Origin of the sequence: Ectopseudomonas oleovorans, assembly GCF_029845265.1 — a bacterium.
Classification (GTDB): domain Bacteria; phylum Pseudomonadota; class Gammaproteobacteria; order Pseudomonadales; family Pseudomonadaceae; genus Aquipseudomonas; species Aquipseudomonas oleovorans.
In genome coordinates, this window is record NZ_JAOCLK010000018.1 from 51,767 (window position 1) to 74,457 (window position 22,691).

Genomic DNA, 22,691 nt, shown 5'->3' on the forward strand with positions numbered 1-22,691 from the left:
AACCAAGCGCTAGTCGGGCAGAGGTAGTGGACATGAGCGCAGCAACTGATCAGGCGGTGTACAAGACTCTTCTGGAGTCGACCCGGGCGATTCCCTGGAAGATCGACTGGAAGACCATGACTTTCGCCTATATCGGCCCGCAGATCGAAACGCTGCTGGGCTGGTCGCAGGCCAGTTGGGTCAGTGCCGAAGACTGGGCGACGCGCATGCACCCGGACGACCGCGAGAAAGTGGTGCAATTCTGCATCGCGCAGTCGCAGAAAGGCGTCGATCATGAGGCCGACTACCGCGCACTGACCGCCGCCGGTGACTACGTATGGATTCGCGATGTGGTGCATGTGGTGCGCGACGACAACGGCGAGGTGGACTCGCTGATCGGCTTCATGTTCGACATCAGCGAGCGCAAGAAGACCGAGGAACAGCTGCTGACCCTGCAGAAGCAGTTGGAGGAGTACTCCTACAAGGACGGCCTTACCGGCGTGGCCAACCGGCGCATGTTCGACAGCGTGCTGGCCACCGAATGGGCCAATGCCCAGCGCACTCAGCAGCCGCTGTCGCTGATCCTGCTCGATATCGATCACTTCAAGCAGTACAACGATCATTACGGTCACATTCAGGGTGACGACTGCCTGAAGCACGTCGGTCAGGCCCTGAGCCGCGCGGCCAGCCGGCCACGGGATTTCGTCGGCCGCTTCGGTGGCGAGGAGTTCGTGCTGGTACTGCCGGAGACCGATGAGGCCGCCGCCCGGCATATTGCCGAGCGCTGCCGCCAGCAGGTGCGTCAGCAGCGCATTGCGCACGCGCGCTCCGCCGTGTCGTCGCTGCTCACCATCAGCCTCGGCGTGGGCACCATCGTGCCGGGCGCCCATGATCGCCCGCTGGATTTCCTCAATAGTGTCGACAAGCTGCTCTACCAGGCCAAGCAACGCGGTCGTGATCGTCTGGAGGTGGCCAGGGCGCCTGCTCGCCCGGGGCTGGACGATGCCGCAGATGTCCAGGCCTGAGCAATCGTTGACCCGTCTCGGCTGCTGATCGATAGCCCGAGGGTATGTGCTTGAGAGCCTCCGCGCCAGCAGAGCGCATGGCCGCGCAACCACAGTATCAATACCGGGCCGCACACCACCCAGCCCACGCAACGTCTTGAAGCGCATGCCCCGGTCTCTAAGCGTCTGCCGCGCCGTGTTAGACTCGCGCGCTTTCGAACTGTGGTGATTCTCTTCGTGCCTCACGCTGCTCTCGCTCATCCGCCGCGCTGGCTGACCAATGCCCAGTTGCATCCGCAGCCGGCTGCCGGCGTGCGCGACTGGCTATTCAACGAGGATTCGCTGACCCGTCGCCTCACTGCTCTGTCCAACGACGGTTTTTCGGTAACGCCGCTGCAGGAAGGCTGGCAGCGCATGCGCAGCGATGAGTGCGCGATGCTTGGTGTGGCCGACGGCAGCCAGGGCTGGGTACGCGAGGTGTACCTACGTGGGCACGGGCAGCCCTGGGTGTTCGCCCGCAGCGTTGCCGCGCGCAGCGTGCTGGAAGGCTCCGGGCTCAATCTGGCCGAGTTGGGCAGCCGCTCGCTGGGTGAACTGCTGTTCAGTGACCGGGCCTTTGACCGGGGCGAACTGCAGGCCTGCCGTTATCCGGCGGCCTGGCTGCCGCAAGACGTGCGCGCAGAGCGACTGTGGGCGCGGCGCTCGTGCTTCAGTCGGGGGGCATTGGGGGTGCTGGTAGCAGAGGTGTTCCTGCCGGGCTTCTGGCAGGCGGCGGGTATCGAGGCCTAGCCTTCGCAATAGCATTGCTTGCCCAGGCTATACCTGTTGTCTGTCGGGCCATTGCGTACTGCTTCGCAACGACTGCATGGATGCAGGAGGCCAAAGCCGAGTACGCCCTACGCGTTGAACCGTTAGTGGCAGTGAGCATCGCCGCTAACAGGCTGTTGAAAAACTATCTGCGTTGCCACTGCTGCGTTAAAAACAGGCTCGTGCGCGAGTCCGATCAAAATGCTCATTTACAGCTCGTAAAGTCGAGCGCGACTCCGACCGTTTTTCGCCTATTTTTGCCTTGCATTGGCTGCCTCGCCTACGTTTTTCAACGGCCTGCTAAAGCGCCTCCCACTCGCGCTTGTCCGTATAATCCGCGCAACCTGCACGGAGACGCTTCGATGTACACCCGCCTGCTGCAATCGACCACCCGCCTGCACCCGCGCGCCTGGGACTTCATTCAGCTGATGCGCCTGGAAAAGCCCATCGGCATCTATCTGCTGTTGTGGCCAACCTTGTGGGCGCTGTGGGTGGCGGCCGAAGGCGTGCCGAGCGTGAAGAATCTGTTCATCTTCGTCTTCGGCGTGATCCTGATGCGCGCCGCCGGCTGCGTGATCAACGACTACGCCGACCGCTACTTCGACGGCCACGTCAGCCGCACCAGGGCACGCCCGCTGGCCAGTGGCAAGATCCAGCCGCGCGAGGCGCTGGTGCTGTTCGCCGTGCTGGTGGCGATGAGCTTCGTGCTGGTGCTGTTCACCAATGCCACCACCATCTGGCTGTCCTTCGGTGGCCTGGCCCTGGCTGCCTGCTACCCCTTCATGAAGCGTTACACCTTCTACCCGCAGGTGGTGCTCGGTGCGGCCTTCTCCTGGGGTATGCCGATGGCATTCACCGCCGAGACCGGCAGCCTGCCGCCAGAGGCCTGGCTGCTGTATATCGCCAACCTGCTGTGGACGGTGGCCTACGACACCTACTACGCCATGGCTGACCGCGAGGATGACCTGAAGATCGGGGTTAAATCCACCGCCATCCTCTTCGGCGACGCCGACCGCCTGATCATCGCCAGCCTGCAGGGCCTGGCGCTGCTCTGCCTGCTGCTGGCCGGCGCGCGTTTCGAACTGGGTATTTGGTTTCACGCCGGTCTGCTGGTGGCCGCCGCCTGCTTTGCCTGGGAATATCACAAGACCCGCAACCGCAAGCCGATGGCCTGTTTCAACGCCTTCCTGCACAACCATTGGGCGGGGCTGGCGATCTTCGTTGGCATCGTGCTGGACTACGCCTTACGTTAAGGGTTGCCGCGCATCTGTCATATCGCTGCAATAATTCCGTTATCTAATGCGGCGCAGACAGAGAACGAATAGAGGCTAAGGCCCCATGGTTGGCAAGAACATCCTGATCGTCGATGACGAAGCACCGATCCGCGAGATGATCGCGGTGGCCCTGGAGATGGCCGGTTACGAGTGCCTGGAAGCGGAGAATACCCAGCAGGCCCATGCCGTTATCGTCGACCGCAAGCCCGATCTGATTCTGCTCGACTGGATGCTGCCCGGCACCAGCGGCATCGAGCTGGCGCGCAGGCTCAAGCGCGACGAACTGACCAGCGATATCCCGATCATCATGCTCACCGCCAAGGGCGAAGAGGACAACAAGATCCAGGGGCTGGAAGTCGGCGCCGACGACTACATCACCAAGCCGTTCTCGCCGCGTGAACTGGTCGCCCGTCTCAAGGCTGTGCTGCGCCGCGCCGGCCCCAGCGACAGCGAGGCGCCGATCGAAGTGGGTGGCCTGCTGCTCGACCCGGTCAGCCATCGCGTCACCATCGATGGCAAACCGGCCGAGATGGGCCCCACCGAATACCGTCTGCTGCAGTTCTTCATGACCCACCAGGAGCGCGCCTATACCCGTGGCCAGTTGCTCGATCAGGTCTGGGGTGGCAACGTCTATGTCGAGGAACGCACCGTCGATGTGCATATCCGCCGCCTGCGCAAGGCGCTCGGTACGGCCTACGAAAATCTGGTGCAAACCGTGCGTGGGACTGGGTATCGTTTCTCCACCAAAGGTTAAGCGCTGGCGCAGCGTTTCTGCGTACTCGCTCTGCTGACAAGGATGCGCTCCATCGTGAATCAAGACTGGCGCGGCGCCGTGGTGCGCCGCCTGTTGCTGCTGGTTGGTGCCTGCCTGCTGTTGGGTGCCCTCACCGGTGAGTACGCCTGGGTGCTGGCCTGTGGCCTGGCCATTCATCTCGCTTGGACCCTCAGCCAACTGCTGCGCCTGCACAAATGGCTGCGTGAGCACAAAACCGACGAGCCGCCCCCGGATGGCTACGGCCTGTGGGGCGAGGTGTTCGACAGCATCTACCACCTGCAACGGCGTAACCAGAAGGCGCGTGGGCGCCTGCAGGCAGTGATCGACCGTGTGCAGGAGTCGACGACGGCGCTCAAGGATGCGGTGGTGATGCTCGACAGCCAGGGTAATCTGGAGTGGTGGAACCGTGCTGCCGAAACCTTGCTGGGCCTGAAAACGCCGCAGGACAGTGGTCAACAGTTGGCCAACCTGGTGCGCGACCCGCGTTTCAAGGAGTACTTCGAACGCGGCAACTACGCCGATGCGCTGGAGATTCCTTCGCCGGTCAATGACCGCCGCCGCCTGCAGTTCCATATCACCCGCTACGGCAACCGCGAGCACCTGCTGCTGGTGCGCGACATTACCCGCCTGTATCAGCTGGAGCAGATGCGCAAGGATTTCGTCGCCAACGTCTCCCACGAGCTGCGCACGCCGCTGACGGTTATTGCCGGCTATCTGGAAACCCTGCTGGACAACGTCGAGGCGGTCAACCCGCGCTGGTTACGTGCCCTGCAGCAGATGCAGCAACAGGGTGCACGCATGCAGACCCTGCTCAACGACCTGTTGTTGCTGGCGAAGCTGGAGTCCACCGATTACCCCTCGGACAATCAGCCGTTGGCCATCGACCTGTTGCTGCTGTCGATCAAGAACGATGCTCAGGCGTTGTCCGGCGACCAGCAGCATCGCATCAGCCTCGAGGCCGACCCGCACCTCAAGCTCAAGGGCAGTGAGGCGGAGTTGCGCAGTGCTTTCTCCAATCTGGTGTTCAATGCGGTGAAGTACACGCCGGCCGGTGGCGATATTCGTATCCGCTGGTGGGGTGACGAGCAGGGCGCACACCTGGCGGTCAGTGATACCGGCATGGGCATCGAGACCAGGCATTTGCCCCGCCTGACCGAGCGCTTCTATCGGGTCGACTCCAGCCGCGCCAGCAACACCGGCGGTACCGGTCTGGGCCTGGCCATCGTCAAGCATGTGCTGCTGCGTCACCGTGGCAACCTGGAGATCAGCAGTGTGCCGGGCAAGGGCAGCACCTTCACCTGCCATTTCGCTGCCGCGCAGGTGGTGCAACGCGTACGCTGAATGCTTGCATTCAGCGTGGCGAAGCTCCAACCTCTAGCGATTCCTGGCCAATTCGAACCTTCATGGACCCCTCCACAAGTCTCCCTGCCCCCGATTACTTCGCCGATTTCGGCCTTATGCTGTTCGCCCTGTTTCTGGTGCTGCTCAACGGCTTCTTCGTTGCGGCGGAGTTCGCCATCGTGCGTCTGCGTGCGACCAAGGTCGATGCCCTGGCCGAGGCGCATGGCTGGCGCGGGCACATCCTGCGCACCGTGCACAACCAGATGGATGCCTACCTCTCGGCCTGCCAGCTGGGTATCACCCTGGCGTCACTGGGGCTTGGCTGGGTCGGTGAGCCGGCCTTTGCCGAGCTGTTGACGCCACTGTTGGTGGCGGTTGGTGTGGAGTCACCCAAGCTGATTCACGGCATCGCCTTCTTCACTGCGTTCTCGATCATTTCCTACCTGCACATCGTCATCGGCGAGCTGGCGCCCAAGTCCTGGGCGATCCGCAAACCGGAGCTGCTATCGCTGTGGACGGCCGCGCCGCTGTACGCCTTCTACTGGCTGATGTACCCGGCGATCTTCGTGCTCAACGCCAGTGCCAACGCCATTCTGCGCATCGCCGGGCAAGGCGAGCCGGGGCCGCACCATGAGCACCACTACAGCCGTGAGGAGCTGAAGCTGATCCTGCATTCCAGCCGCGCCACTGGCGATAACGATCAGGACCTGCGGGTGCTGGCGTCGGCGGTCGAGTTGGGTGAGCTGGAGGTGGTGGACTGGGCCAATTCGCGCGAGGATCTGGTCTTTCTCGAGCTCAAGGCCAGCCTGGATCAGGTGTTCAGCACCTTCCGCCGGCACAAGTACAGCCGCTACCCGATCTTCGACGAGAGCAAGGGCGAGTTCGTCGGCGTGTTGCATATCAAGGATCTGCTGCTGCACCTGTCGCTGCTGGAGATGCTGCCCTCGGCGCTGAAGCTGGGGGATCTGATGCATCCGTTGGAGCGGGTCAGCCGGCACATGCCGCTGTCGCAGTTGCTCGAGCAGTTCCGCCAGGGTGGCGCACACTTCGCCCTGGTCGAAGAGGCCGACGGCAAGGTCATTGGTTACCTGACCATGGAAGACGTGCTCGAAGCCCTAGTCGGTGACATCCAGGACGAACACCGCAAGGCCGAGCGCGGCATTCTCGCCTACCAGCCGGGCAAGCTGCTGGTGCGCGGCGACACGCCGCTGGCCAAGGTCGAACGCCTGCTGGGGATCGATCTTGATCACGTCGAGGCTGAAACCCTCGCCGGATTGATCTATGACACCCTCAAGCGCATGCCCGAAGAAGAGGAAGTGCTGGAAACCGATGGCCTGCGCATCATCGTCAAGAAGATGAAAGGGCCCAAGGTGGTTTTGGCCAAGGTGGTCAAGCTGGATTGATCATGCGTCTCCGTGGTCTTTTGATCCGCTCATGGCGCCGGTGGCCTGATTGACCGGGGCGCGAGACTCCGATTGCAGCCTCCGTGGTCACGGGGCCGCTTCTTCGGGGCCATTCTAATCTGCTGAATAATTACAGACGGCCGGCAGGCCATCGTGTCGTTCATCTTGCGAGGAATCACCTTATGAGTGCACCCGTCGTTATCATCGGTACCGGTCTGGCCGGCTACAACCTGGCCAAGGAGTGGCGCAAGCTCGACGCGCAGACGCCTCTGCTACTGATCACCGCTGACGATGGCCGCTCCTACTCCAAGCCGATGCTCTCCACCGGCTTCGGCAAGCACAAGGAGGCCGATGGCCTGGTCATGGCCGAGGCGGGCGCCATGGCTGAGCAGCTCAACGCGGAAATTCGCACCCATACCCGTATCACCGGAATCGACCCCGGCCACAAACGCTTGTGGATCGGTGAGGAAGCCGTGCCATACCGCGACCTGGTACTGGCCTGGGGCGCCGAGCCTATTCGCGTCCCGGTAGAGGGTGATGCCCAGGATGCACTGTTCCCGATCAATGACCTGGAAGACTACGCGCGCTTTCGCAGCGCCGTGGCCGGCAAGCGCCGCGTCCTGATTCTCGGCGCCGGTCTGATTGGCTGCGAGTTTGCCAACGACCTCAGTGCCGGCGGCTATGAAGTAGAGCTGCTGGCGCCCTGTGAGCAGGTGATGCCGGGCCTGCTGCATCCGGCAGCTGCCTCTGCCGTACAAGCCGGTCTGGAGGGGCTGGGCGTACGTTTCCATCTCGGCCCGGTGCTGGCGAGTCTTGACCGCCAGGGGGACGCGCTGCAGGCCTCGCTGTCCGACGGCAGCCTGATCCAGTGCGACGCGGTGGTCTCGGCTGTGGGTCTGCGTCCGCGCACCGCGCTCGCTGCGGCAGCCGGTCTCGACATCAACCGTGGCGTGATGGTCGACCGCCAGTTGCGCACCTCGCACGCCAATATCTACGCCCTGGGTGACTGCGCCGAGGTCGACGGCCTCAACCTGCTCTACGTCATGCCGCTGATGGCCTGTGCCCGGGCGCTGGCCAAGACCCTGGCTGGTGAGCCGACGGCGGTCAGCTATGGGCCGATGCCGGTGACGGTAAAGACGCCGGTATGCCCGCTGGTGGTCTCACCGCCACCGCGTGGCAGCCAGGGCGAATGGACGGTCGAAGGCAGCGGCAGCGACATCAAGGCGCTTTGCCGCGAGGCTTCCGGAGCACTGCTCGGTTATGCGCTGACCGGCGCCGCCGTGCAGGAGAAACTGGCACTGAACAAGGAGCTACCGGCACTGCTGGCGTGATTGCCTGTGGTTCTGTCGGATACGCCACGAAATTGCCTGGTTAAAGTGGCTGGCGAGGCTGGCGCAGTACGATGCGGCATGCCATTCTGCCAAGGGTCTGCCGCAGCGCAGAGCTGTTGCGGCGCCTTGGGCGCTGTTCTGGAAGGACAGCACGGACACAACAACAAAAAACCGTCAAAGAGGCATTTATGCGTAAACCGGAACTCGCCGCCGCCATCGCCGAAAAGGCTGATCTGACCAAGGATCAGGCCAATCGTGTACTCAACGCCGTACTGGAAGAAATCACCGGTGCACTGAACCGCAAGGACAGTGTGACCCTGGTTGGCTTCGGTACTTTCGTCCAACGCCACCGTGGCGCCCGTACTGGTAAGAACCCGCAAACCGGTCAGCCGGTGAAGATCAAGGCCAGCAATACCGTCGCCTTCAAACCGGGCAAGTCCCTGAAAGACGCGGTCAACTGAGCCCGTTACCTGGAGCCGCTCGGCTCCGGGTTCCCCCTGCGCAGCCACGCTGCGACAGTCGCTGATACAGCCATGCTTTAGATAGGCTGTAGTCCTGCAAGAAAACCACTACAATGCGCGGCCATCATCTTCGATCACGAGGCCCTGTGCATGAAATTCCGTTTTCTCCTGTGGATGCTGGGCCGCCTGATGGCCAAGGCCAGTCGTGAAAACCCGGCGTTCCGCCAGCAGCTCGAAGGTCGCGATATGGTGTTCCAGTTGCATACTCTCGACGGCAAGGTGGCCCGCCACTTCACCGTGGCCGGTCAGCGCGTGACCAGCAAGCGCGGCACCACCTCGGATCCGGCCTTCGCCATTGGCTTCAAGGATGCCGCCTACGGCTTTGAAACCATGACCGCGAAGAACAAGCAGCTGGCCTTCATGCAGGGCATCCAGAACAAGGACATCCAGATCCAGGGCAACCCGGCGCTGGTCATGTGGTTCCAGGGCCTGACCAAGTACCTAATGCCGAAGAAGAAGACCGAGGCGCCGAAAAAGGCCGCCTGAACGGCTGATGCCAGTCAGTTAGGCGTCGACGCATCGAAATTGTAGGAGCGGCGCCCCGCCGCGAATCAGGCGGTGTGCACTCGAAAAAGCTTCGCCCCGGGGCGGGGCTCCTACGGAAGACCACGTTGGCAACCTTATCTGGTTGGCTTCCGATAGGCGTCACGGCTGGCCGCGACGCCGCGCTTTGGTTAGGCTGCCAGGCACGTCCCTGTGGAAAGCCTGACCATGCGTCTTTTCCTGTTACCCCTGCTATTGCTGGCCGCCACCACTGCACGGGCCGAGCCAGCGTCTGCCAAGGCCTTGTTGCCGCTGTTCGAACTCGCCGGTATCCATCTGCTGTGCGAACAGAGCGCGCCGTTGGTGCAGCGTGGCCAGGATGAAACCGAACAGAAGCGCCTCGCCCAGCTCTTCGCTGGCGAGGCCTTTTGTCTGGACCTGGCCCAGCGCGTCGCTGCCCGCTTCGATGCGGCGCAGGGCGAGCAGGCCCGTAAGCGTCTCGACAGCCCGTTGGCGCAGCGTTTCACCGCTGCCGAGCGCGCCGTAGGTGAGCAACCCGAAGGCTTGGCTGAATACCGCCAGCGTCTGCAGGAGCAGCCGCCACGAGGTGCGCGTCTGGAGTTGGTCAAGCGTCTCGACGCTGCCGCGCGTACCACTGAACTGGCCAGCCTGCTACGTTACGAAGTCGGCAAGACCCAGGCATTGCTGGCGCTAAGGGCGCGGGGCGAGAACCTCAGCGAAGCCGAACTGCAGGCGCAGACGCAAAAGCAGGCGGATGCCATCCGCCAGTCCAGCGAGCAGGCGGTGAAAACCTTCATGTTCTATGCCTACCGGCAGATGCCCAGCGATCAACTCGCCGAGTATGCGGCGCTTTACGAGCATTCCAGTGTCAGCCAACTGCTCGCCATCAGCCTGGAAGTGGTGCCGCAACTGTTCGCCGAGCGTCGGGAGAAGCTGCGCAAGACGGCGGGCAAGTTGTAAGGGGCGTCGGCCGCTCGGTGCGAGGCGAGCAGCCCATCCTTGAGGGTTAGGGAGCTAGCAGCCGCTCATTGCGGCTGCTGATACTGCGCTGCCAGTTCACGCAAGGCGACCTCGGCGCTGAGTACCTTGCTCACTGCGTCCTCGGCTTTTTCCCGGCTCAGCCCTAGGGCGTCGAACAGCTCATCAGGAATCTCGCTCTGCGGCCCGGCACCGATACCCCGGTTGCGCAGCAGGCTGACAGCCAGGCACACCAGGTTGGGGAAGGCCGCGCTGTCGCCGGCATAAGATGGGTCGTGCTGAAAGCGCAGAGCGCTGGACAGCTCTTCCGGCATATCCCAATGGCGCATCAGCCAGGCACCGATCTGCTCGCGAGTGATGCCCAGCAGGTGCTGCTCGATGTACCCGGCAGACAGGTGCGGGTTGACCTCCAGGTGGCGGCAGATCAGCGAGAAGTGCGGCGGAAACACGTGCGCCAGAACCAGGTAGCCGAAATTGTGCAGTAAGCCGGCCAGGTAGGTCAGGCCGGCTTCAGGGCGCTGCGCGCGCGGCATGGCGCGGGTCAGGCCTTCGATCACTGCGGCGGTATAGATCGCTTGCTGCCAGTAGGGCGTGGCGTGCTGCGGCTGATCCTTGGGCAGGCTCAGGGTCTTGCCCAATGCCAGGCCGAGAGCCAGGTTGATCACCAGGTCGAAGCCCAGCACGCGGACGATGGCGTCTTCCACCGAGCGAATCTTGCCGGGCGCGGCGTAGTAGGGCGAGGCTGCCCAGCTGACCACCTGTGCCGCCAGCGCGGGATCGGTTTCGACCACGCCGGTGATGTCGTCCACCGTGGCATTGGGGTCAACGCGCAGCTTGATGATCTTCTGCGCGGTTTCCGGCAGCGGCGGAATCTCGATGGTTTCTTCCAGGCGCTGCTGGATGCGGCGTGCGGTAAAGGCCTGCACGGCCTGGGTGATTTCCGCGCGGTCATCATGGGGGCGATCGAGGTTCGGTCTGATCGCACTGACCGGCTCACCGAAACGCGCGGCGCTGGCCTTGCTCAGCAGCGCCTTGAAGGCTTCAGTGGGAATTTCCAGCAATACGCCAGGCTGGCCGGACTCGATCAGCAGACTGGGCACCTGCAGCAGGCGTTCTTCGTACAGGCAGGGCGAGCTGGTCAGGGGCGGCAAGCCGGGCAGGGCGGCCAGATTGTGCTTGCCGAGCATGCGCTCCAGGCGCTCCGGCTTGACCGCGGTGAGCTGGCGCCCAGTCAGTTCGGCCAGGCGCGACAGATCGAGCATGTGGCTACGCGGGTAGAGCACCAGCAGGGCGCCGATGGCGTCGTCCACCAGCACGGCCTGCAGGCGCGCCTCGCTTGGCTGACCCGGGCGCTCCGCGCGTACCTGATAGGGTACGGCGAGTTTCTCCAGCAGTTGCACGATCACGGCGGGGGCTTGCGCAGTGGCGTTGGCGGCGAGGGCGGCTTCAGTCATATCGATATCCAGCGTTGGCGCATGTGCCCCGAAGTATAACCAGCGAGGATTTGTGCAAAGGTTCGTGGCAACGGTTGTCCTGTGAACAGGTTCACACTTGACCGTATTGCTGGCCGTGACGCAACCAGCGCTCCAACAATGGAGCCACATGTTGTGGCCAATGTTCCAGCAGAGCGTGCGCGGCATCGCGTACGGCGGGCAGCAGATCGGCGTCGCGCATCAGATCCGCCACCTTGAACTGCAGCAGACCGGTCTGCCGGGTGCCGAGCATTTCCCCCGGTCCCCTGAGTTCGAGGTCCTTCTCGGCGATGACGAAACCGTCGGTGGTCTCGCGCATGATCGCCAGGCGCTCGCGCCCCAATTGCGACAGCGGCGCGTGGTAGAGCAGCACGCAATGGCTGGCCGCGCTGCCACGGCCGACCCGACCGCGTAGCTGGTGCAACTGCGCCAGGCCCAGGCGCTCGGGGTTCTCGATGATCATCAGGCTGGCGTTGGGGACGTCGACGCCGACTTCGATCACCGTGGTGGCCACCAGCAATTGCAGGTGGCCTTGCTTGAATTCGTCCATCACCGCGGCCTTTTCGGCCGGCTTCATGCGTCCGTGAATCAGGCCGACGCGCAGCTCGCCGAGGGCCGCCGAGAGCTCCTCGAAGCTGGTCTCTGCCGCCTGGCAGGTGAGCTCCTCGGATTCTTCGATCAACGTGCACACCCAGTAGGCCTGGCGGCCCTGCTGGCAGGCATTGCGCACGCGCTCGACCACCTCATCGCGGCGGCTGTCGGCGATCACCAGGGTATTCACTGGCGTGCGGCCGGGGGGCAGCTCGTCGAGGATCGAGGTATCCAGGTCGGCGTAGGCGCTCATCGCCAGGGTGCGCGGAATCGGCGTGGCGGTCATGATCAACTGGTGCGGGCAGAGGCGGCCGTCGATGCCCTTCTGGCGCAGGGCCAGGCGCTGCTGCACGCCGAAGCGGTGCTGCTCGTCGATGATCACCAGCGCCAGGCGCTTGAACTTCACCTCGTCCTGAAACAGCGCATGGGTGCCGACCACCATCGGGCAGCCGCCAGCGATCTGTTCCAGTGCCGCCGCGCGTGCTTTGCCCTTGAGCTTGCCGGCCAGCCAGGCGACGTCCAGGCCGAGCGGTGCCAGCCATTTGCTGAAGTTGAGCAAGTGCTGCTCGGCGAGGATTTCGGTGGGCGCCATCAGTGCCACCTGGTAGCCGGCCTCCAGCGCCTGCAATGCAGCCAGGGCGGCGACCACCGTCTTGCCGGCACCGACGTCGCCCTGCACCAGGCGCAGCATGGGTTCGCTCTGCGCCAGGTCATAGGCGATCTCGGCACCCACGCGCTGCTGCGCGCCGGTAGGGGCGAAGCCGAGGTTGGCGAGGTACTGCTGCGGCAGCTTCGTCGCCGGCGGCAGCGCCGGCGCCTGTTGCGCGCGCACCTGCTCACGCAGGCGCTGCAGGGACAACTGGTGCGTCAGCAGCTCTTCAAAGGCCAGGCGGTGTTGCGCCCAGTGACGGCCCTCGGCGAGCTCTTCGACATCGGCGTCCGGCGGCGGCCGGTGCAGGTAGCGGATGGCTTCGTCCAGCGGCGCCAGGCGATAGTCGCGGGCCAACTCCTCGGGCAGCCAGTCTGGCAGGCTGTGTGGCCCGAGGCGCGCCAGCGCCTGCTGGCTGAGTTGGCGCAGACGCTGCTGAGTCAGGCCTTCGGTGGTCGGGTAGATGGGCGTCAGGCTCTGCTCCACCGGTGCCGGTTCGTCGCCGCTCTGCGCGCGGTATTCCGGGTGGTAGATTTCCAGGCCGGTGGCGCCAGGGCGTATTTCGCCATAACAGCGCAGGGTGGTGCCACGTTTGAGACCTTCCTTCTGCGCCTGGCTGAAGTGGAAGAAACGCAGGCTCAGCGTGCCGCTGCCGTCCTGCAGACGCACCAGCAGGCTGCGCCGGCGGCCCATGACCACGTCGGCAGCGGCAACGATGCCCTCGACCACCGCATCCTGCCCGGGTCGCAGGGCGCCAATGGGGGTGATGCGGGTGCGATCCTGATAGCGCAGCGGCAGGTGGAACAGCACGTCCTGCAGGTTTTCCAGGCCGACCTTGGCCAGTTTTTCCGCCAGCGCGGCGCCTACGCCTTTCAGCGCGGTGACGGGAACCGCTGACAGCTCGCTCACGTCCGGCCTCAGGCGCTCTTGGGCTGCGGGCTGCGGGCGACCGAGCAGAGACGGATGGAGTCGGCCAGCACTTCGATGGCGTTGGGCCGCGGGAAGCTGGCGCGCCAGGCGATGGCCACGGTGCGGAAGGGGACTGGTGCGCTGAGCGGACGCACTTCGATCACGCCCGGCGCGTAGTGATGGCTGTCCACCGCCGAGAACGGCAGGATCGACACGCCCAGGCCGGAGGCGACCATATGGCGGATGGTTTCCAGCGAGCTGGATTCCACCGTGGTGTGCTTGCCGTGGTCGTCGCCGCCCTTGCGCAGGGTCGGACAGGCTTCCAGCACCTGATCGCGGAAGCAGTGGCCTTCACCGAGCAGCAGCAGGCTCTTGTCGTTGAGCAGCTTGGTGTCGATGGTGTCCATCGCCGCCCAGGGGTGGCCCGCCGGCAGCAGCGCGTAGAACGGCTCGTCGTACAGCGGCTTGGTCAGCACATCGGCTTCCTGGAAGGGCAGGGCGATGATGATGGCGTCGAGTTCACCGGTGCGCAGCTTGTCGCGCAGGATATGGGTGAAGTTTTCCTCGATGTACAGCGGCATGTCCGGGGCGACCCGGTGCAGCTGCGGAATCAGGTGCGGGAACAGATAGGGGCCGACGGTGTAGATGGCGCCGATCTTCAACGGTGCGGTCAGCTGGTTCTTGCCGGCCTGGGCCAGTTCGCGAATGCCCTGGGCCTGCTCTAGCACCTTCTGCGCCTGGGTGACGATGCCCTCACCGACCGGGGTCAGGCGCACGGCGCTCTTGCTGCGCTCGAAGATCAGTACGCCGAGCTCGTCCTCCAGCTTCTTCACGCCCACCGACAGGGTCGGCTGGCTGACATGGCAGCGCTCGGCGGCGCGGCCGAAGTGCTGTTCCTGGGCGAGGGTGACGATGTAGCGCAGTTCGGTGAGGGTCATAGTGTTTATCCATTAAGTTGCCGCCAAGCATAGCCTTTGCAAACAGATGAACCAACCGCGCTAATAGACTGTTGCAAAACTATCGCGAATTTGGCACCTGCATGGCGCTGCTCCGTGTCTCCATGCCGCCTCTGACGGCTCGGAGCGGCCTGTTACACTGCGCCGTCGCATAACAGTGATGGAGAAAAGCATGTCGGACTGCAACAGCCTGCTGATTGCCGGGTGTGGTGATGTCGGTACCCGCCTCGGCCTGCGGATGGCCGCACAAGGCTGGCGCGTGCTCGGTATGCGTCGCAACGTGGCCGCGCTACCTACCGCCATCGAGCCGCTGGCCGGCGATCTGCACGCCGATGCCTGTCCGGCGGATTGGCCGCAAGGGCAACTGGATTACCTGGTGTACTGCGCCGCCGCCACCGAGCATGACGAGGCGGGCTACCGCGCCGCCTATGTCGAGGGGCTGCGCCGCGTGTTGAGCTGGCTGGCGCAGCATGGCCAGCGACCACGGCGCATCCTGTTCGCCTCCAGCAGCGGCGTGTACGGGCAGCAGGAGGGCGAGTGGATCGACGAGGGTTCTGCGGCTGAAGCCCAGAGTTTTTCTGCGGTGATCATGCGCGAGGCCGAACGTGTAGCGCTCGACAGCGGGTTGCCGGCGACCACGGTGCGTCTGACCGGCCTTTACGGCCCTGGTCGCGAATGGTTGCTGAGCCAGGTGCGCGGCGGCTATCACGTCAGCGAGACGCCGCCGTTGTATGGCAATCGCATTCATGTCGAGGATGCTGCCGGCCTGTTCGCCACGCTGTTGCAGGCGGATGCCGCCGGTGTGCCCTTGGCCGATTGCTACCTGGGCGTCGACGACGAGCCGGCGCCGCTGCACGAAGTAGTAGGTTGGCTACGTGGGCAACTGGGCGTCAGCCATTGGAGCGACGAGCAGCGCGTGCGCCGCGCCGGCAGCAAGCGCTGTCGCAACGCCCGCGCCCGTGCGCTGGGCTGGGCGCCGCAGTATCCCAGTTACCGTGAAGGTTACGCGGCGATCCTGGCGGGTCGCTGAGCCGCTGCCGAGATGGATTCCAATCGCCTTCTGGCCAAGCCCTGGTTACCGGGAATCGAGCTGTTCCACGCCGACTTTTCCGGCCAGCCGTTCGGGCGCCACAGTCACGACGCGTTTGCCGTTGGGGCGATCGTACAGGGTGTGGGCGGCTACCAGTGCCGCGGTCAGCGCCACGCGCTGCCAGCGGGAACCCTGTCGCTGATGAATCCCGAAGAGCCGCACACCGGGCACGCCGAGTCGTCGCGCCTGATCTACCGCATGCTCTACATCGAGGAGTCGCGACTGCCGGCTCTGCTTGGGCGCAAGAGCCTGCCCAGTGGCTTTCGCGCGCTCAATCCCCACGATGACGGGCGCGTGGCGGCGGGATTGGCGCGTCTGGCCGGCCAGTTTGAAGGGGGCGATGCGCTGGCGCTGGAGAGCGAACTGCTGGCGTTGCTGGAGCTGGTCTTCGTGCGGCACGGCGGCTTGCGCGAGGCGCGCCCGGCATGTCGCGACAGTGGGGTGACGGCGTACCTGCGCGATTACCTGGAAGCGCACTACGCCGAGGCTGTCAGCCTCGAGCAATTGGCTGCCTTGGTGCAGCGTCATCCGCGCCACCTGATCGAGGCATTTCGCCGTGCCTATGGCGTGCCGCCACACACCTATCTACTGCAGCGCCGAGTACGTGAAGCCAAGCGCAGGTTGTTGCAAGGCCAGGCCCTGGCCGATGTCGCACTGGATCTGGGTTTTTATGACCAGGCGCATTTCAACGGCGTGTTTCGCCGTTTCACCGGGGTCACTCCGGGGCGTTTTCGCGCCGTGGCGCAGGCCTGATTCTGCAGGGCTTAGTGCGAACTTGCATCGGTGCGCGCCAAGTTGTTCGGCAGCGATTGCGTCGCTGTCGAGTCTGAGTTTTTTCCAATACATCGCACCGCTGGTTGTCGACACTGCCTCCGCCAAACGGAGGTGCCATGTTCGCGTTGTTTCTACTGGTTGCCGGTACTCATTTCGCGGCCTTGCTGTCGCCTGGGCCGGACTTCTTTCTATTGATTCGCACCGCGCTGGCCAAGGGCCGGCACCAGGCCGACGGTTGCGCCTGGGGCATTGCGCTGGCCAACCTGCTGAGCATGCTGCTGGTACTGTTCGTCATGGCGTTGTTACCCGCCGAGGGTAGTTGGCTGTGGCGCTGCTTGCAGGTCGTCGGTGGGCTGTATTTCGCCTGGATCGGCCTGCAGGCGCTGGCTTCGCGGCGAGATCTGGTCCTGCCACAGGGTGATCAGCTGAGGCAGGGCGGGGTGTGGAAGGGCATGCGTCAGGGTCTGCTGGCCAGCAGCCTCAACCCCAAATTGCCGCTGTTCTACGCCGGGCTATTCGGGGTCTTGCGCGAGTCGGCAATGCCGGCATGGGGGCTGGGCCTGGCGATGCTGTGGATGACCCTGGTGGTGCTGTTCTGGGATCTGGCGCTGGTGCGCCTGCTCGATCAGGCGCGCTGGCGCAACTGGTTGCAGCGGCGCGTGCGCTGGCTGGATCGCGGTTGCGGTGGCCTGTTGCTGGCGCTGGGAGGCTGGCTGTTGCTGGGGGCTCTATAGCGTGGCGCCGCTCCTGCCCGGAGGCGGCGCATCCTGATCAGCGGCGTTTGAGCAGCCAGCGCTGCGGGCCGGGCTGGTACTCGGGCATCTCGTCGTACTGGGCGCGGTTCTGCGCTTCAAAGATGCGCAGTTGATTGCCTTCATGCACGAACAACCAGGGGCTACCCTGATCACCGGCTTGCAGCCAAAGGCTGTCATGTTCGCCGCTTATGGCCGCGCAGTCGCCTGCCAGGCACAGGGCGAAGCGTTCGGCGCCGGGCAGGCCTTGTACCTGCCCGTCGCTGTTGAAACGCACCAGGCCGCCCTGGCCCAGACCTTCCTCGATCAGCCAGTCGCCGCCCAGGTAGTCGCGGTACAACGCCTGTTCAAAGCTGCTGCCCAGCGGCTTGGGTTCGCCGGAGACGCGGGCGAAGTGCTGCTCGGGCCAGTATTCGCTGGCGATCTGCACCAGTTCGCCATTCTGCATGGCGAGCTGCTCGTTGTAATCACCGTAGAAGGTCACCTGCCAGCGCCCCTCTCCAGCATTCTGCAGCCTGCCCTCGGCCAGCTCGAAGCCATTGCTGTAGCTGGCCTGCTGCCGCTCGGGGGCGATGTGCCATTCGAGGTTGGGGCCGTAGGCGAGCAGGGCTTCGCGCAGGCGACCGCTTTCGCGCGCGGCATCGATGGCTGCCTGGTTGATCCAGGTACCGCTCGGGTCGTTGTTAGGTGTGCTGGCGCAGCCGCTCAGCAGGGCGCCGCATAGCAGCAGAGGAAGCAGACGCATGGCGATCTCCATGCCGGGGAAGGGCGGGCGGGGCCTGCTGCCCCGCTCGAACGACTTAGAACCTGTTCACGATCTGCTGCGCGTCGGCCATGCTGCGTTGAAACCAGGCTCGTGCGCGAGTCCGATCAAAATGCTCATTTACAGCTCGTAAACTGCGCTTTTTCGCCTGATTTCGCCTTGCCTGGCTCTAGCTCGCGAGATCGTGAGCAGGCTCTTACTCGATGACCAGAATGGCGTCCATTTCCACCTGCGCACCGCGCGGCAGAGCGGCTACGCCGATAGCGGCGCGAGCTGGGTAGGGCTGTTCGAAATAGCGGCCCATGATCTCGTTGACCTTGGCGAAGTGCGACAGGTCGGTGAGGAAGATGTTCAGCTTGACGATGTCCTTGAACGAGCCACCGGCGGCTTCGGCCACCGCCTTGAGGTTCTCGAACACCTGCACGGTCTGCGCTTCGAAGCCTTCGACCAGCTCCATGCTCACCGGATCCAGCGGGATCTGGCCGGACATGTACACGGTATTGCCGGCCTTGATTGCCTGGGAGTAGGTGCCGATGGCGGCCGGGGCCTTGTCGCTGGTGATGACGGTCTTGCTCATGAATCGCTCCTTGTGAGAACTGGCTGGGTCGAGCACCCAGCCTACAGACTGGAAATAGGGGAATTGTGTCAGGCGCGTACTCGGGTGATACGCATCACGCCCTTGAGCGCACGCAGTTTCTTGATCACGCGGGCCAGGTGCACGCGGTCATGCACGCTGACCACCAACTGCACCACACTGATACGGCCGTCGCGTTCGTCCATGCTGATCTTCTCGATGTTGCCATCGGCAGCATTGACGCTGCTGGCCAGCAGGGCGATCAGGCCGCGCTGGTGCTCCAGCTCGACGCGCAATTCGACGTTGAATTCGCCGGTAACGTCCTTGGCCCAGTTGAGCTGGATGCATTTTTCCGGATTGTGGCGAATGTCGACGATGTTCCGGCAGCTCTCCATGTGCACCACCATGCCCTTGCCGGCAGACAGGTAACCGACGATGGGGTCGCCCGGGATCGGCGTGCAGCACTTGGCGTAACTCATCACCAGGCCTTCGGTGCCGCGGATCGCCAGGGGCCCTTCGCTGCTCGGTAGGGTTTCGTCGCCACTCTCGGCCAGCAGGCGGCGGGCCACGACGTAGGCCATGCGGTTGCCCAGGCCGATGTCTTCGAGCAGGTCCTCGATGACCTCCTGGCGGTATTCGCCGAGCACGGCCTGTACGCGCTCGGGCGCGATCTTTTCCAGGTGCGTGTCGAAGCTGGCCAGCACCTTGTTCAGCAGGCGTTCGCCGAGGCTGATCGATTCCGAGCGGCGCTGCTGCTTGAGGGCGTGGCGGATATGCGTGCGTGCCTTGCCGGTGACCACGAAGTTGAGCCAGGCCGGATTCGGCCGGGCGCCCGGCGCGGTGACGATTTCTACCGTCGAGCCACTTTCCAGTGCCTGCGACAGCGGCGCCAGGCGACGGTTGATGCGGCAGGCGATGCAGGTGTTGCCGACGTCGGTGTGTACCGCGTAGGCGAAGTCGACCGCGGTGGAGCCTTTTGGCAGCTCCATGATGCGACCCTTGGGCGTGAACACGTAGACCTCGTCGGGGAACAGGTCGATCTTCACGCTCTCGATGAATTCCAGCGAGTTGCCGGCGCGTTGCTGCAGCTCCAGTACGCCCTTGACCCACTGACGCGCGCGGGCGTGGTTGCCCTTGGGCGCGTCGTCCTCATTGGACTTGTACAGCCAGTGCGCGGCGATGCCGTTGTTGGCCATCTCTTCCATTTCGCGGGTGCGGATCTGGATCTCGATGGGCACGCCGTGCATGCCGAACAGCGTGGTGTGCAGCGACTGGTAGCCGTTGGCCTTGGGAATCGCGATGTAATCCTTGAAGCGCCCGGGCAAGGGTTTATACAAGTTGTGCACGGCGCCGAGCACGCGGTAGCAAGTGTCGACCTTGTCGACGATGATGCGGAAGGCGTAGACGTCCATGATCTCGTTGAACGCCTTACGCTTGCCGCGCATCTTCTGGTAGATGCTGTACAGGTGCTTCTCGCGGCCGATCACCTCGCCTTCCATGCCTTCGCGCTGCAGGCACATCTGGATCGATTCCTCGATCTTGGCCACGATTTCCTTGCGGTTGCCCCGAGCGCGGCGCACGGCGGCGCGGATGCGCTCCGAGCGCATCGGGTGCATGGCCTTGAAGCCCAGGTCTTCGAACTCCACGCGCATGTTGTGCATGCCCAGCCGGTTGGCGATGGGCGCGTAGATTTCCAGGGTTTCCTTGGCGATGCGCCGGCTCTTCTCGTGCGGCATGGCATCGAGGGTGCGCATGTTGTGCAGGCGGTCGGCAAGCTTGACCAGAATCACGCGGATGTCGCGGGCCATGGCCATGGCCATCTTCTGGAAGTTCTCGGCCTGCGCCTCGGCCTTGGTTTCGAAGTTCATCTGGGTCAGCTTGCTGACCCCGTCGACCAGTTCGGCCACGGTTTCGCCGAACTGCGCGTTGAGCGCTTCCTTGGCGATGCCGGTGTCTTCGATGACGTCGTGCAGCATGGCGGCCATCAGGCTCTGATGATCCATGTGCATGTCGGCGAGGATGCTGGCCACGGCCAGTGGATGGGTCACGTAGGCTTCGCCACTGCGGCGGCGTTGGCCATCGTGCGCCTGTTCGGCGTAGAAGTAGGCCCGGCGTACCAGGTTGACCTGGTCATGGCCGAGGTAGGCCGAAAGTCGGTCGGCGAGAGCGTCTATACCAGCCATGGGGTGTTCCCCTCATGACCGGTTTGGCGACCCGCCGCGCAACTTCGACCCGGCATCATCGACTTACAGAGGCTCGTTGGCCTCTTCCTCGAAGGCAGCGAACAGCGGTTCTTCTTCGACGATGTCGTCCTGGGCAATCACGTCGTAATCCACCAGGCCGGCGGCGATTTCACGCAGGGCCACGACGGTGGGCTTGTCGTTTTCCCACGCCACTTTCGGCTCTTTGCCGCCGGTGGCCAGCTGGCGCGAACGCTTGGTCGCGAGCATGACCAGTTCGAAGCGGTTATCAACGTTGTCCAGGCAATCTTCGACGGTAACGCGAGCCATGGTGTTCCTCGTAACGTGTGCGGATAAGCTTGGCCCGAGCGGGCGAGCGGACTGAATAGTGTAAAGCAGCTTCAAGCTGCAAGCTACAAGTAGGCGCCAAAACGGCCTTGCTTTTACCTGCAGCTTGTGGCTCGAAGCATGCGCGGCTTTTAGGCCAGCAACTCGCTGAGCAGGCCGGCATGGCGTTGCTGCTGTTGTGTTTGCGACAACTGGTTGCTGCGGAATATGGCTTTCAGGTCGCTCAGGGCGTGGTTGAAGTCATCGTTGATCACCAGGTAGTCGTATTCGACGTAGTGGCTCATTTCGCTGACTGCTTCGCGCATGCGTCGTTCGATGATCTCGCCGCTGTCCTGGCCACGGTTAGTCAGACGATGGCGCAGGGCTTCCTGGGTCGGCGGCAGAATGAAGATGGATTTGCTCTGCGGCATCAGCTTGCGCACCTGCTGCGCGCCCTGCCAGTCGATTTCCAGAATCAGGTCGAAGCCTTCGGCCAGCGTCTGCTCGACCCATTTCTGCGAAGTACCGTAAAGGTTATCGAATACCTGGGCATGTTCGAGGAACTCGCCGCGTTCGAGCATGGCGTTGAACTGTGCATGGTCGACGAAGTGGTAGTTCACCCCATCCACTTCGCCCGGGCGCATGGCGCGGGTGGTGTGCGAGACCGAAACGCGAATCTGCGCTTCGCTGTCGATCAGCGCCTTGACCAGGCTGGTCTTGCCGGCGCCGGAGGGGGCGGAAACGATGTAGAGGGTGCCGGTGGTCGTGGCCATGAAAACGATCCTGGGAAAACGTGGGACGAAAGATAGCAGCCGCTGGGCTGGCGTTACTCGATATTCTGAACCTGCTCGCGCATCTGTTCGATAAGCACCTTGAGGTTCACCGCAGCCTGCGTGCTGCGCGGGTCGAACGCCTTGGAGCCGAGGGTGTTGGCTTCGCGATTAAGCTCCTGCATCAGAAAGTCCAGACGCCTGCCGGCAGCGCCGCCGGCCTTGAGTACGCGACGCACTTCGCTGACGTGGGTGCTGAGGCGATCCAGCTCTTCGGCCACGTCGCTCTTCTGCGCCAGCAGCACCAGCTCCTGCTCCAGGCGTTGCGGGTCGAGCTCGGCCTGCATCTCGGCGAAGCGGGTTTCGATCTTGGCGCGCTGCCCGGCGAGCATCTGCGGTACCAGTTCGCGCAGGGCGGCGACTTCGTCGAGGATGCTGTCGAGGCGCTCGTTGAGCAGCTTGGCCAACTCGGCGCCTTCGCGGGCACGGCCGGCCTTGAGTTCACCCATTGCCTGGTCGAACAGCTTCAGAGCGGCAGCGTTCAGCGCCTGCGGGTCGGCCGAGTCGGCCACCAGCACGCCGGGCCAGGCCAGCACTTCCAGCGGGTTGAGCGGGGCTGGTTGCTGGATCAGCGCGGCGACCTGCTCGGCAGCGGCAATCAGTTGGCGGGCGCGGTCGGCGTCGACCTGCAGCGGCTTGCCGGCACTTTCTTCGGCGAAGCGCAGGGTGCACTCCACCTTGCCGCGCGACAGGCCCTGGCGCAGCGCTTCGCGCACCGCGCCTTCGAGGTCGCGGAAGGCTTCCGGCAGGCGCAGGTGCGGCTCGAGATAGCGGTGGTTGACCGAGCGCAGCTCCCAGCTCAGTGTGCCGTGAGCGGTTGCCTGCTCATTGCGGGCAAAGGCCGTCATGCTGTGAACCATGGGATACCTCGTGGAAGTCGGCTCGAAAAACGCAGGATTGTAGCTCA

22 protein-coding genes are annotated in these 22,691 nt (G+C 64.0%); 13 read left to right on the top strand and 9 right to left on the bottom strand.

Translation table 11 applies throughout. The annotated features are described in order from the left end of the window. Positions 1 to 32: 32 nt before the first annotated feature. The 10 genes from N5J71_RS11515 to N5J71_RS11560 all read left to right on the top strand — a co-directional run bounded on the left by N5J71_RS11515 (position 33) and on the right by N5J71_RS11560 (position 9,899). Positions 33 to 1,004 (top strand): GGDEF domain-containing protein, encoded by a 972-nt coding sequence (locus N5J71_RS11515; RefSeq protein ID WP_279916878.1) that lies wholly within the window; start codon positions 33 to 35, stop codon positions 1,002 to 1,004. A gap of 216 nt (positions 1,005 to 1,220) precedes the next feature. Beyond that, complete coding sequence (locus N5J71_RS11520; protein WP_279916879.1) at positions 1,221 to 1,772, top strand: chorismate--pyruvate lyase family protein; 552 nt, start codon at positions 1,221 to 1,223, stop codon at positions 1,770 to 1,772. Between the two features lie 380 nt (positions 1,773 to 2,152). Then, positions 2,153 to 3,043 (top strand): 4-hydroxybenzoate octaprenyltransferase, encoded by an 891-nt coding sequence (gene ubiA, locus N5J71_RS11525; protein ID WP_279916880.1) that lies wholly within the window; start codon positions 2,153 to 2,155, stop codon positions 3,041 to 3,043. An 85-nt stretch (positions 3,044 to 3,128) separates the two neighbouring features. Continuing rightward, positions 3,129 to 3,818: a phosphate regulon transcriptional regulator PhoB gene (gene phoB / locus N5J71_RS11530; protein WP_147811432.1), complete on the top strand. Its 690-nt coding sequence runs from the start codon at positions 3,129 to 3,131 to the stop codon at positions 3,816 to 3,818. A gap of 42 nt (positions 3,819 to 3,860) precedes the next feature. After that, positions 3,861 to 5,180, top strand: coding sequence for a phosphate regulon sensor histidine kinase PhoR (gene phoR / locus N5J71_RS11535; protein WP_279916881.1), 1,320 nt, complete (start codon positions 3,861 to 3,863; stop codon positions 5,178 to 5,180). Positions 5,181 to 5,242: 62 nt separating this feature from the next. Beyond that, positions 5,243 to 6,583: a hemolysin family protein gene (locus N5J71_RS11540; protein ID WP_279531773.1), complete on the top strand. Its 1,341-nt coding sequence runs from the start codon at positions 5,243 to 5,245 to the stop codon at positions 6,581 to 6,583. A 182-nt stretch (positions 6,584 to 6,765) separates the two neighbouring features. After that, positions 6,766 to 7,914, top strand: a complete 1,149-nt coding sequence (locus N5J71_RS11545; protein WP_279916882.1) for an FAD-dependent oxidoreductase — start codon at positions 6,766 to 6,768, stop codon at positions 7,912 to 7,914. Positions 7,915 to 8,102: 188 nt separating this feature from the next. After that, positions 8,103 to 8,375 (top strand): HU family DNA-binding protein, encoded by a 273-nt coding sequence (locus tag N5J71_RS11550; protein WP_003242571.1) that lies wholly within the window; start codon positions 8,103 to 8,105, stop codon positions 8,373 to 8,375. Between the two features lie 150 nt (positions 8,376 to 8,525). Continuing rightward, positions 8,526 to 8,921 carry a helicase gene (locus tag N5J71_RS11555; RefSeq protein ID WP_074860503.1) on the top strand — a complete coding sequence of 132 codons (396 nt, stop codon included), beginning with the start codon at positions 8,526 to 8,528 and terminating at the stop codon, positions 8,919 to 8,921. 225 nt (positions 8,922 to 9,146) lie between these two features. Beyond that, on the top strand, positions 9,147 to 9,899 hold the full coding sequence (locus tag N5J71_RS11560) for a hypothetical protein (RefSeq protein ID WP_177431921.1): 753 nt from the start codon (positions 9,147 to 9,149) through the stop codon (positions 9,897 to 9,899). 65 nt (positions 9,900 to 9,964) lie between these two features. On the opposite strand, the gene N5J71_RS11565 is transcribed toward N5J71_RS11560, so the two are convergent. The 3 genes from N5J71_RS11565 to N5J71_RS11575 all read right to left on the bottom strand — a co-directional run bounded on the left by N5J71_RS11565 (position 9,965) and on the right by N5J71_RS11575 (position 14,476). Next, positions 9,965 to 11,371 (bottom strand): aminoacyl-tRNA deacylase and HDOD domain-containing protein, encoded by a 1,407-nt coding sequence (locus tag N5J71_RS11565; protein ID WP_084341710.1) that lies wholly within the window; start codon positions 11,369 to 11,371, stop codon positions 9,965 to 9,967. A 91-nt stretch (positions 11,372 to 11,462) separates the two neighbouring features. Beyond that, on the bottom strand, positions 11,463 to 13,538 hold the full coding sequence (recG, locus tag N5J71_RS11570) for an ATP-dependent DNA helicase RecG (protein WP_279871237.1): 2,076 nt from the start codon (positions 13,536 to 13,538) through the stop codon (positions 11,463 to 11,465). A gap of 8 nt (positions 13,539 to 13,546) precedes the next feature. Further along, complete coding sequence (locus N5J71_RS11575; protein ID WP_084341711.1) at positions 13,547 to 14,476, bottom strand: hydrogen peroxide-inducible genes activator; 930 nt, start codon at positions 14,474 to 14,476, stop codon at positions 13,547 to 13,549. Positions 14,477 to 14,666: 190 nt separating this feature from the next. On the opposite strand from N5J71_RS11575, the gene N5J71_RS11580 reads away from it, so the two are divergent. The 3 genes from N5J71_RS11580 (at position 14,667) to N5J71_RS11590 (ending at position 17,092) form a co-directional block, all read left to right on the top strand. Then, the gene (locus N5J71_RS11580; RefSeq protein ID WP_279916883.1) at positions 14,667 to 15,524 is read left to right on the top strand and encodes an NAD-dependent epimerase/dehydratase family protein; all 858 of its coding nucleotides are present in this window, start codon (positions 14,667 to 14,669) and stop codon (positions 15,522 to 15,524) included. Positions 15,525 to 15,536: 12 nt separating this feature from the next. After that, positions 15,537 to 16,337 (top strand): helix-turn-helix transcriptional regulator, encoded by an 801-nt coding sequence (locus tag N5J71_RS11585; protein ID WP_084341713.1) that lies wholly within the window; start codon positions 15,537 to 15,539, stop codon positions 16,335 to 16,337. A 137-nt stretch (positions 16,338 to 16,474) separates the two neighbouring features. Beyond that, entirely contained in the window at positions 16,475 to 17,092 is a 618-nt protein-coding gene (locus N5J71_RS11590; RefSeq protein WP_003464612.1) for a LysE family translocator, read from the top strand. A 37-nt stretch (positions 17,093 to 17,129) separates the two neighbouring features. Here N5J71_RS11590 and N5J71_RS11595 read toward each other — a convergent pair whose 3' ends face one another. From N5J71_RS11595 to N5J71_RS11620, 6 genes are all read right to left on the bottom strand, one after another. Beyond that, the gene (locus N5J71_RS11595) at positions 17,130 to 17,855 is read right to left on the bottom strand and encodes a hypothetical protein (RefSeq protein WP_279916884.1); all 726 of its coding nucleotides are present in this window, start codon (positions 17,853 to 17,855) and stop codon (positions 17,130 to 17,132) included. A 214-nt stretch (positions 17,856 to 18,069) separates the two neighbouring features. Continuing rightward, positions 18,070 to 18,450: a RidA family protein gene (locus N5J71_RS11600; protein WP_003464610.1), complete on the bottom strand. Its 381-nt coding sequence runs from the start codon at positions 18,448 to 18,450 to the stop codon at positions 18,070 to 18,072. 68 nt (positions 18,451 to 18,518) lie between these two features. Then, positions 18,519 to 20,630 carry a bifunctional GTP diphosphokinase/guanosine-3',5'-bis pyrophosphate 3'-pyrophosphohydrolase gene (spoT, locus tag N5J71_RS11605; protein ID WP_003464609.1) on the bottom strand — a complete coding sequence of 704 codons (2,112 nt, stop codon included), beginning with the start codon at positions 20,628 to 20,630 and terminating at the stop codon, positions 18,519 to 18,521. A 63-nt stretch (positions 20,631 to 20,693) separates the two neighbouring features. Next, a complete protein-coding gene (gene rpoZ, locus N5J71_RS11610; protein ID WP_003464606.1) occupies positions 20,694 to 20,957 on the bottom strand; it encodes a DNA-directed RNA polymerase subunit omega in 264 nt (87 codons plus the stop codon). 149 nt (positions 20,958 to 21,106) lie between these two features. Continuing rightward, entirely contained in the window at positions 21,107 to 21,727 is a 621-nt protein-coding gene (gmk, locus tag N5J71_RS11615; protein ID WP_003464604.1) for a guanylate kinase, read from the bottom strand. Positions 21,728 to 21,780: 53 nt separating this feature from the next. Next, positions 21,781 to 22,644 carry a YicC/YloC family endoribonuclease gene (locus tag N5J71_RS11620; protein ID WP_169968782.1) on the bottom strand — a complete coding sequence of 288 codons (864 nt, stop codon included), beginning with the start codon at positions 22,642 to 22,644 and terminating at the stop codon, positions 21,781 to 21,783. Positions 22,645 to 22,691 lie beyond the last annotated feature (47 nt).

Bases quoted from the DNA above. Each gene is read 5' to 3' on its own strand.
- N5J71_RS11515 (WP_279916878.1), top strand. From the start codon at position 33: ATGAGCGCAGCAACTGATCAGGCGGTGTACAAGACTCTTCTGGAGTCG.
- ubiA (WP_279916880.1), top strand. From the start codon at position 2,153: ATGTACACCCGCCTGCTGCAATCGACCACCCGCCTGCACCCGCGCGCC.
- phoB (WP_147811432.1), top strand. From the start codon at position 3,129: ATGGTTGGCAAGAACATCCTGATCGTCGATGACGAAGCACCGATCCGC.
- phoR (WP_279916881.1), top strand. From the start codon at position 3,861: ATGCGCTCCATCGTGAATCAAGACTGGCGCGGCGCCGTGGTGCGCCGC.
- N5J71_RS11540 (WP_279531773.1), top strand. From the start codon at position 5,243: ATGGACCCCTCCACAAGTCTCCCTGCCCCCGATTACTTCGCCGATTTC.
- N5J71_RS11545 (WP_279916882.1), top strand. From the start codon at position 6,766: ATGAGTGCACCCGTCGTTATCATCGGTACCGGTCTGGCCGGCTACAAC.
- N5J71_RS11550 (WP_003242571.1), top strand. From the start codon at position 8,103: ATGCGTAAACCGGAACTCGCCGCCGCCATCGCCGAAAAGGCTGATCTG.
- N5J71_RS11555 (WP_074860503.1), top strand. From the start codon at position 8,526: ATGAAATTCCGTTTTCTCCTGTGGATGCTGGGCCGCCTGATGGCCAAG.
- N5J71_RS11560 (WP_177431921.1), top strand. From the start codon at position 9,147: ATGCGTCTTTTCCTGTTACCCCTGCTATTGCTGGCCGCCACCACTGCA.
- N5J71_RS11565 (WP_084341710.1), bottom strand. From the start codon at position 11,371: ATGACTGAAGCCGCCCTCGCCGCCAACGCCACTGCGCAAGCCCCCGCC.
- N5J71_RS11575 (WP_084341711.1), bottom strand. From the start codon at position 14,476: ATGACCCTCACCGAACTGCGCTACATCGTCACCCTCGCCCAGGAACAG.
- N5J71_RS11580 (WP_279916883.1), top strand. From the start codon at position 14,667: ATGTCGGACTGCAACAGCCTGCTGATTGCCGGGTGTGGTGATGTCGGT.
- N5J71_RS11585 (WP_084341713.1), top strand. From the start codon at position 15,537: ATGGATTCCAATCGCCTTCTGGCCAAGCCCTGGTTACCGGGAATCGAG.
- N5J71_RS11590 (WP_003464612.1), top strand. From the start codon at position 16,475: ATGTTCGCGTTGTTTCTACTGGTTGCCGGTACTCATTTCGCGGCCTTG.
- N5J71_RS11595 (WP_279916884.1), bottom strand. From the start codon at position 17,855: ATGCGTCTGCTTCCTCTGCTGCTATGCGGCGCCCTGCTGAGCGGCTGC.
- N5J71_RS11600 (WP_003464610.1), bottom strand. From the start codon at position 18,450: ATGAGCAAGACCGTCATCACCAGCGACAAGGCCCCGGCCGCCATCGGC.
- spoT (WP_003464609.1), bottom strand. From the start codon at position 20,630: ATGGCTGGTATAGACGCTCTCGCCGACCGACTTTCGGCCTACCTCGGC.
- rpoZ (WP_003464606.1), bottom strand. From the start codon at position 20,957: ATGGCTCGCGTTACCGTCGAAGATTGCCTGGACAACGTTGATAACCGC.
- gmk (WP_003464604.1), bottom strand. From the start codon at position 21,727: ATGGCCACGACCACCGGCACCCTCTACATCGTTTCCGCCCCCTCCGGC.
- N5J71_RS11620 (WP_169968782.1), bottom strand. From the start codon at position 22,644: ATGGTTCACAGCATGACGGCCTTTGCCCGCAATGAGCAGGCAACCGCT.